Annotated in this window: 1 protein-coding gene; it reads left to right on the top strand. The window is 68.1% G+C overall.

Features of this window, described 5'->3' with window-relative positions; all coding sequences use genetic code 11:
- Positions 1–747: 747 nt before the first annotated feature.
- Positions 748–1,746 (top strand): tryptophan--tRNA ligase, encoded by a 999-nt coding sequence (gene trpS, locus AC061S_RS44335; RefSeq protein ID WP_478691559.1) that lies wholly within the window; start codon positions 748–750, stop codon positions 1,744–1,746.
- The last annotated feature ends 54 nt before the right edge of the window (positions 1,747–1,800 follow it).

Genomic DNA, 1,800 nt, shown 5'->3' with positions numbered 1-1,800 from the left:
TGATTTTTGGCACGCTGTTGAGTTCTCAAGGAACGGACGCTTCCTTTGTACTCACCCTCAGTAATAATTACTGGGGCTTTCCTCCGGGCTTTCGTTCTGTTCTTGCGTTTCAGACTCTATCAGAGTCTGTCTCGCTTGTTTTCCGCCTTCCAGTTCTTCGCTTTCGCGTTTCCCTTTCCGGCGAGTCCGACTCTATCAGATCCTTTCGGGCCTGACTCCCAGTCAGCGGGGTTTGTCGTTTGGACTGTTGGGCCCTTGCGACGAGTGAGACAGTAGCGGATTCCTTGCCCCCGAACCTAATCGGCGGCTGCGTCCGTGGACGCGGATTCCTCATTCGCAAATACGCATGAAAACGGGACGACAAAGTGAGTCGTTCGTTCGAATGTGTAGTGCGGGATGGCTGTCCGGGGACCGACCGGGGTCGGATGCTCACTTCGGACAACTCGAAGAACCTTACGGATCGGGCACAGGTGTGTCAACCCCTGGCTGACCCGCCCCGCGGAGCGCGCAAACCTGACGCCTCCTTCACCCCTCAGGGTCTAGCCTCTCCCCCATGACTACGTGTGCGCTCACGCTCGACCTTCGCTGGTGGGCCGCCTGACGGCGGCCGACCATCCACGCGAGCACGCACGCGCTCGACGGCCGCCGATCACGGCGGCCGTTTCTGTTTCTCCCCTCCCGGGAGTGGCTCGGTCGCCCGACGCGGTGGCGTCGACGCCCACACCGACACGAGCAGGGAGCAGGGACATGACGAGGATCTTCAGCGGGGTCAAGCCGACGGGGCATCTGACGCTGGGGAACTACCTGGGGGCCGTACGGCAGTGGGTCGCCGCCGAGCAGGCGCCCGACGAGGCGTTGTTCTGCGTGGTCGACCTGCACGCCCTGACCGTCGACCACGATCCGGCGCGGGTGCGCCGCCTCAGCCGGCAGGCGGCGACGCTGCTGCTCGCCGCCGGGCTGACTCCCGAGAAGTGCACGCTGTTCGTGCAGAGCCACGTGGACGAGCACGCCCGGCTCGCGTACCTGCTGGAGTGCACGGCTTCGGACGGGGAGCTGCGGCGGATGGTGCAGTACAAGGAGAAGGCGGCGAAGGCGCAGGCCTCGGGTGACGGCGTGCGGCTGTCGCTGCTTACCTATCCCGTGCTGATGGCCGCCGACATTTTGGCGTACCGGACCGGTGAGGTGCCGGTCGGCGAGGACCAGCGGCAGCACGTCGAGCTGGCCCGGGATCTGGCGGTGCGGTTCAACCAGCGGTACGGGCACACCTTCACCGTGCCCAAGGCCACGCATCCGGTGGTGGCGGCGCGGGTCATGGACCTGCAGGACCCCCGGTTGAAGATGGGGAAGTCGGGGGACGCGGGGCCCGGGGTGGTGTTCCTCCTCGACGAGCCCGAGGCGGTGCGGAGGAAGGTCATGAGGGCCGTCACGGACAGCGGGGACGGAGGGGTCGTCTACGACCGGGCGGCGCGGCCCGGGGTCGCGAACCTGCTGGACGTCCTCGCGGCCTGCACCGGGGGTGATCCGGCCGCGCTCGCCGACGGGTACACCGGGTACGGGGCGCTCAAGCGGGACGTGGCCGACGCCGTCGTGGAGCTGCTGCGGCCGGTCCGCGTACGGCACGCGGAGCTGGCGGCCGATCCGGGGACCGTGGAGGCGGTGCTGCGCGCGGGTGCCGGGCGGGCGCGGGCGATGGCGCGGCCCGTGGTCGACTCGGCGTACCGGGCCATCGGGCTGCTGGAGCCCTGAGGAGGGGAAGTGGGGCGGGCGGTGGTTACGGGGCTGCGCGCGCAGCCCCGTAAC

The organism is Streptomyces sp. CA189 (genome assembly GCF_056428985.1).
Note: the sequence above shows the minus strand (reverse complement) of the source record. Positions and strands in the feature narration are given on the sequence as shown.